Source organism: Tardiphaga sp. (assembly GCF_025356345.1).
Lineage (GTDB): Bacteria > Pseudomonadota > Alphaproteobacteria > Rhizobiales > Xanthobacteraceae > Tardiphaga.
This window is the reverse complement of the sequence record NZ_JANXTC010000134.1, coordinates 1-5,577: the sequence shown is the minus strand read 5'-3', so window position 1 is coordinate 5,577 and position 5,577 is coordinate 1. Positions and strand designations below refer to the sequence as shown.

Genomic DNA, 5,577 nt, shown 5'->3' with positions numbered 1-5,577 from the left:
GTCCTACGCGTCGATGGCCAAGATGAAGGCAGTGCAGCCGCAACTGGCTGCGCTGAAGGAGCGCTATCCCGACGACAAGATGAAGCAGCAGCAGGAGATGATGGAGATCTACAAGAAGGAGAAGATCAACCCGATCGCCGGTTGTCTTCCCGTCGCCCTGCAGATCCCGGTGTTCTTTTCGCTCTACAAGGTTCTGTTCGTCACCATCGAAATGCGTCATGCGCCGTTCTTTGGCTGGGTCAAGGATCTGTCAGCGCCGGATCCGAGCCATTTGTTCAACCTGTTCGGCCTGCTGGCGTTCGACCCGACCACCGTGCCGGTGATCGGCCAGTATCTCGGCATCGGCGTCTGGCCGATCATCATGGGCATCACAATGTGGTTCCAGATGAAGCTGAACCCGACGCCGCCGGATCCGACGCAACAGATGATCTTCAACTGGATGCCGCTGATCTTCACCTTCATGCTCGCCAGCTTCCCGGCCGGCCTCGTCATCTACTGGGCCTGGAACAACACCCTCTCGGTGCTGCAGCAGAGCTACATCATGAACCGCAATGGCGTGAAGGTTGAACTGTTCGACAATATCAAGGCCATGTTCGTGAAGAAGCCACCAGTCGAGAAGAAGACGTAACGACGACGCTCACCAGCTCCTCCCGTCATTGCGAGGAGCCCTTGCGACGAAGCAATCCAGTCTGCGATCGCAGCTCTGGATTGTTTCGTTTAGCTCGCAATGACGACTAAGGAACCTTCGCATGAACGCGGAAACCGATGCGAAGCTGATCGAAGACAAGAGGCTGCTTGAACAGGGACGGCTGCTATTCGCCGGCGACTGGCAATTCATCTGGGCATCGCCCTCGATCGAGACGCTGCCGCCGATGCAGGGCGTCGAGGTCGCCTTTGCCGGCCGCTCCAATGTCGGAAAATCCAGCCTGATCAATGCGCTGACCGGCCGTCACGCGCTGGCGCGGACCTCGCACACGCCCGGCCGCACCCAGGAGCTGATCTTCTTCCAGGGTCCGGAAAACGCTGATTTTCGCCTCGTCGACATGCCCGGCTACGGCTACGCCTCGGCGCCGAAGGTCAAGATCGCCTCCTGGACCTCGCTGATTCATAATTTCCTGCAGGGCCGCAGCAGCCTGGCGCGGGTCTATGTGCTGATCGATTCCCGCCACGGCCTCAAGGACGTCGATCTCGACGTGCTGAAGACGCTGGATAAGTCCGCGGTCAGCTACCAGGTCGTGCTGACCAAGGCCGACCAGGTCAAGAAGACCGAGCTGGAAGCGACGACCGAGGCGGTGCGCACGACGCTGCTGAAGCATCCCGCGGCCTTCCCGGAACTGCTGGTGACGTCGTCGCGCACCGGCGCCGGGATGGCCGAGCTTCGCGCCGCCATGGTGCGGCTGCTCGGCGAGCGCAGCCGATGACTCGCTCCGGCCTGTTGCGCATCCTGATCATTCTCACCGGCGTGATGGGCGCCGACGGCGTCATCCTTGCCGCCGCCGCCGCGCATCAGCCCGACGCCACCCGGCTGGCTTCGGCCTCCTCGATGCTGCTGTTCCATGCGGTCGCAGTGATCGGCGTGGTGGCGCTGATCGAGCGCGGCATCGTGCACCCGCAGATCGGCCTCAGCGCCGCCATCGGCTTCGTGGTCGCAGCCGCTCTGTTCGCCGGCGATCTCACGGTTCGGCAATATGCCGGTCACGGCCTGTTCCCGATGGCCGCCCCAACCGGCGGCACCCTGCTGATCGTCAGCTGGCTGGCGCTGGCGGTATCGGCGGCGTGGCCGCGCAAGGTTTGAGAGCCTTGTTTCGCCCGCTCTCCCTCGCGGGAGCGGGAGAGCCATGCTTTGCGCCGCCTCGATCAATCGGCTAGAACGCGCCGCAGATTGCTCATTGTGAGACCCCGCTTCATGACCGACGCGCCCCATATCAGTCCGCTCGATCAGGCCCGCATCCTGTCCGAGGCGCTGCCCCACATGCAGCAGTATGACGAGGAAACCATCGTCATCAAATATGGCGGACACGCGATGGGCGCCGAGGACATGGCCAAGGCCTTTGCCCGCGACATCGTGCTGCTGGAGCAGACCGCGATCAATCCGGTCGTGGTCCATGGCGGCGGACCGCAGATCGCCACCATGCTGCAGCGGCTCGGCATCAAGTCCGAATTCGCGGCCGGATTGCGCATCACCGACGCCGCCACCATCGAGATCGTCGAAATGGTGCTGGCTGGCTCGATCAACAAGACGCTCGTCGGCTACATCAATGAAGCCGGCGGCAAGGCGGTCGGCCTGTGCGGCAAGGACGGCAACATGGTCACCGCCACCAAGGCGACGCGGACCATGGTCGATCCGGACTCCAACATCGAGAAGGTGGTGGACCTTGGCTTTGTCGGCGAACCCGACAAGGTCGATCTGACGCTGCTCAACCAGTTGATCGGCCACGATCTGATCCCGGTTCTGGCACCGCTGGCAACTTCAAGGGAAGGTCAGACCTTCAACGTCAACGCCGACACCTTTGCCGGCGCGGTCGCCGGCGCGCTCAAGGCCAAACGGCTGCTGCTGCTCACCGATGTGCCGGGCGTGCTCGACAAGTCGAAGAAGCTGATCCCGCAGCTGTCGATCAAGGACGCGCGCAAGCTGATTGCCGACGGCACCATCTCCGGCGGCATGATCCCGAAGGTCGAGACCTGCATCTATTCGCTCGAACAGGGCGTCGAGGGCGTGGTGATCATCGACGGCAAGATGCCGCATGCGGTGCTGCTCGAACTGTTCACCAATCAGGGTACGGGGACGCTGATCTACAAGTGAGCACGGCGCGAACCAGGGGAAGCGTCACGGCCGTTCTAGGTGGCCTGCTCCTGTTCGCGCTCGTCAATCCGGCCCGCGCCGATCTCCGCCTCTGCAACCGGATGAGCTATGTCGTCGAGGCGGCGGTCGGCACCGACGACAAGGGCGACACCACCACCCGCGGCTGGTTTCGCATCGATCCGGCGCAGTGCCGCATCGTCGCCTCCGGCACGCTGACCATCGACCGCATCCTGCTGCATGCCCGCGCGCTCGGCGTCTACGGCGCCTCGCCGGTGCCGCAGGGCGGCAGCGACACGCTGTGCATCGCGCCGGAGAATTTTGTGATCGCTGCCGCGCGACAGTGTCGTGTCGGGCAGAGCCAGGCGGCATTCGCCACGGTCAAGCCGTCGCAGGATGCCGAAGGCAATTTGATCGCCTATCTCGCCGAGGACAGCGAATATGACGACGAGCAGGCCAAGCTCGCCGCGATCCAGCGGCTGCTGGTGATCGCGGGCTACGACGCCGCGCCGATCGACGGTGTCGACGGTCCGAAGACGCAGGCCGCACTTTCGGCGTTCCTGAAAAGCCGTGGGCTTTCCGGCAATGTGGTGCAGGCACCGGATTTTTTCGAGACCATGATCAACGCCGTGCAGGCGCCTTCCGCCACCGGCCTGACCTGGTGCAACGACACCACCTATAAAGTCATGGCGGCGATCGGCACCGAGGACGGCAAGACGACGGTCAGCCGCGGCTGGTACCGCATCGAGCCGGGCAAATGCCTGCGCCCGGACGTCATAGGCCAGCCCCGGCAGGTGCTCAGTTTTGCCGAGGCCATCGATGCCGATGGCCGCGCAATCCGGCTGAAAGACAAGGCGCTGAACTGGGGCGGCGGCAGAACGTTGTGCACGCGCGAGAGCAAGTTCGAGATCAACGACCATAGCGATTGCGGCCTGCGCGGCCTGACCGCTGCCGGTTTCGTCGCCGTCGACCTGAGCGGCGGCGGCAAGACCCTGCGATTTGCACCGCCATAACGGCCAACCGGGACATCCATGACCATAGCGACCAAGCCTGCCCGCGATTTCACCCAAGTCCAGACCTGGGTATTCGACCTCGACAACACCCTGTACCCGCACCACGTCAATCTGTGGCAGCAAGTCGACGGCCGAATCCGTGATTTCGTCTCGAATTTCCTCAAGGTCCCGGCGGACCAGGCCTTCAAGATCCAGAAGGACTATTACAAGCGCTACGGCACAACCATGCGCGGCCTGATGACCGAACATGGCGTCAGCGCCGACGACTTCCTCGCTTATGTGCACGAGATCGATCACTCGCCGCTCGAGCCCAATCCGGCGATGGGGGCCGCGATCGCGCAATTGCCCGGCCGCAAGCTGATCCTCACCAACGGGTCGGTCGCCCATGCCGGCGCGGTGCTCGACCGGCTCGGCATCGCCGCCGAGTTCGAGGCGGTGTTCGATATCATCGCCGCCGATCTCGAACCGAAGCCCGCGCAGCAGACCTATGACAAGTTTCTGCGGCTGCACGACGTCGACCCGGCCGGGGCGGCGATGTTCGAGGACCTGTCCCGCAATCTGGTCGTGCCGCATGCGCTCGGCATGACCACCGTGCTGGTGGTACCCGACGGTGACGCCGAAGTGGTGCGCGAGGACTGGGAACTGGAAGGCCGTGACGCCGACCATGTCGATCATGTCACCGACGATCTGACCGGGTTTCTGGCGGCGCTCAACGCGGCGAGGTAGCTTTCTTGGTTTTCCCCTCGTGGGAGAAGGTGCCTTCGCGAAGCGAAGGCGGATGACGGGGAGCCCAAAGGTTTCGTACCTGTGGCCCCCCCACCCGTCCGCGCTGTCGCGCGGCCCCCCTCTGCCACAAGGGGAGAGGGGAAGAGTCAACCTTGACTCTCCCTCCCCAAATCCCGACAAAAGCCGTCCAATTTGCCTGCCGGCTCATGCCCGCGTGAAGGAAATTCCGATGTCGCTAACCGCCCTCGAAGCTACCATCAACGCCGCGTTCGATGCGCGCGACACCATCAACGCCACCACCATGGGCGAGATCCGCGATGGCGTCGATCATGCATTGAACCTGCTCGACAAGGGCGAGGCCCGCGTTGCCGAGCGGCAGGCCGACGGCGTCTGGAAGGTCAACCAGTGGCTGAAGAAGGCCGTGCTGCTGTCGTTCCGCCTCAACGACATGAGCGCGATCCCGGGCGGCCCCGGCGGATCGTCGTGGTGGGACAAGGTGCCGTCGAAATTCGACGGCTGGGGCGACAATGCGTTTCGCGACGCCGCCTTCCGCGCCGTGCCCGGCGCCATCGTGCGCCGCTCGGCCTATATCGCGAAAAACGTCGTGCTGATGCCGTCCTTCGTCAATCTCGGCGCCTATGTCGACGAGAGCACGATGATCGACACATGGTCGACGGTCGGCTCCTGCGCCCAGATCGGCAAGCGCGTGCACATTTCCGGCGGCGTCGGCATCGGCGGCGTACTGGAGCCGCTGCAGGCCGGCCCCGTGATCATCGAGGACGATTGCTTCATCGGCGCGCGCTCGGAAGTCGCCGAGGGCGTCATCGTCCGCAAGGGCGCGGTGCTGGCCATGGGCGTGTTCCTCGGCGCCTCGACCAAGATCGTCGACCGTGAGACCGGTGAAGTGTTCGTCGGGGAAGTGCCGGAATATTCGGTGCTGGTGCCGGGCAATCTGCCCGGCAAGCCGATGAAGAACGGCGAGATCGGCCCTTCCACAGCCTGCGCCGTGATCATGAAGCGCGTCGACGAGCGCACCCG

7 protein-coding genes are annotated in these 5,577 nt (G+C 64.0%); all 7 read left to right on the top strand.

Annotated features, from left to right (window positions below; all coding sequences use genetic code 11):
• Positions 1-628: membrane protein insertase YidC (yidC, locus tag Q0S16_RS07850; RefSeq protein WP_295846756.1), on the top strand; the 628-nt coding region annotated here is incomplete at its 5' end.
• 121 nt (positions 629-749) lie between these two features.
• Positions 750-1,421 (top strand): ribosome biogenesis GTP-binding protein YihA/YsxC, encoded by a 672-nt coding sequence (yihA, locus tag Q0S16_RS07845; protein WP_295846754.1) that lies wholly within the window; start codon positions 750-752, stop codon positions 1,419-1,421.
• The gene (locus tag Q0S16_RS07840) at positions 1,418-1,795 is read left to right on the top strand and encodes a DUF423 domain-containing protein (protein ID WP_295846752.1); all 378 of its coding nucleotides are present in this window, start codon (positions 1,418-1,420) and stop codon (positions 1,793-1,795) included. The genes yihA and Q0S16_RS07840 overlap by 4 nt, the downstream gene beginning before the upstream one ends.
• A 111-nt stretch (positions 1,796-1,906) precedes the next feature.
• Positions 1,907-2,803, top strand: coding sequence for an acetylglutamate kinase (argB, locus tag Q0S16_RS07835; RefSeq protein ID WP_295846749.1), 897 nt, complete (start codon positions 1,907-1,909; stop codon positions 2,801-2,803).
• 44 nt (positions 2,804-2,847) lie between these two features.
• Complete coding sequence (locus Q0S16_RS07830; RefSeq protein WP_295846758.1) at positions 2,848-3,813, top strand: DUF1036 domain-containing protein; 966 nt, start codon at positions 2,848-2,850, stop codon at positions 3,811-3,813.
• An 18-nt stretch (positions 3,814-3,831) separates the two neighbouring features.
• Positions 3,832-4,539 carry a pyrimidine 5'-nucleotidase gene (locus tag Q0S16_RS07825; RefSeq protein WP_295846748.1) on the top strand — a complete coding sequence of 236 codons (708 nt, stop codon included), beginning with the start codon at positions 3,832-3,834 and terminating at the stop codon, positions 4,537-4,539.
• Between the two features lie 229 nt (positions 4,540-4,768).
• The coding region (gene dapD / locus Q0S16_RS07820; RefSeq protein ID WP_295846745.1) for a 2,3,4,5-tetrahydropyridine-2,6-dicarboxylate N-succinyltransferase at positions 4,769-5,577 on the top strand (809 nt) is incomplete at its 3' end.

Bases quoted from the DNA above. Each gene is read 5' to 3' on its own strand.
- yihA (WP_295846754.1), top strand. From the start codon at position 750: ATGAACGCGGAAACCGATGCGAAGCTGATCGAAGACAAGAGGCTGCTT.
- Q0S16_RS07840 (WP_295846752.1), top strand. From the start codon at position 1,418: ATGACTCGCTCCGGCCTGTTGCGCATCCTGATCATTCTCACCGGCGTG.
- argB (WP_295846749.1), top strand. From the start codon at position 1,907: ATGACCGACGCGCCCCATATCAGTCCGCTCGATCAGGCCCGCATCCTG.
- Q0S16_RS07825 (WP_295846748.1), top strand. From the start codon at position 3,832: ATGACCATAGCGACCAAGCCTGCCCGCGATTTCACCCAAGTCCAGACC.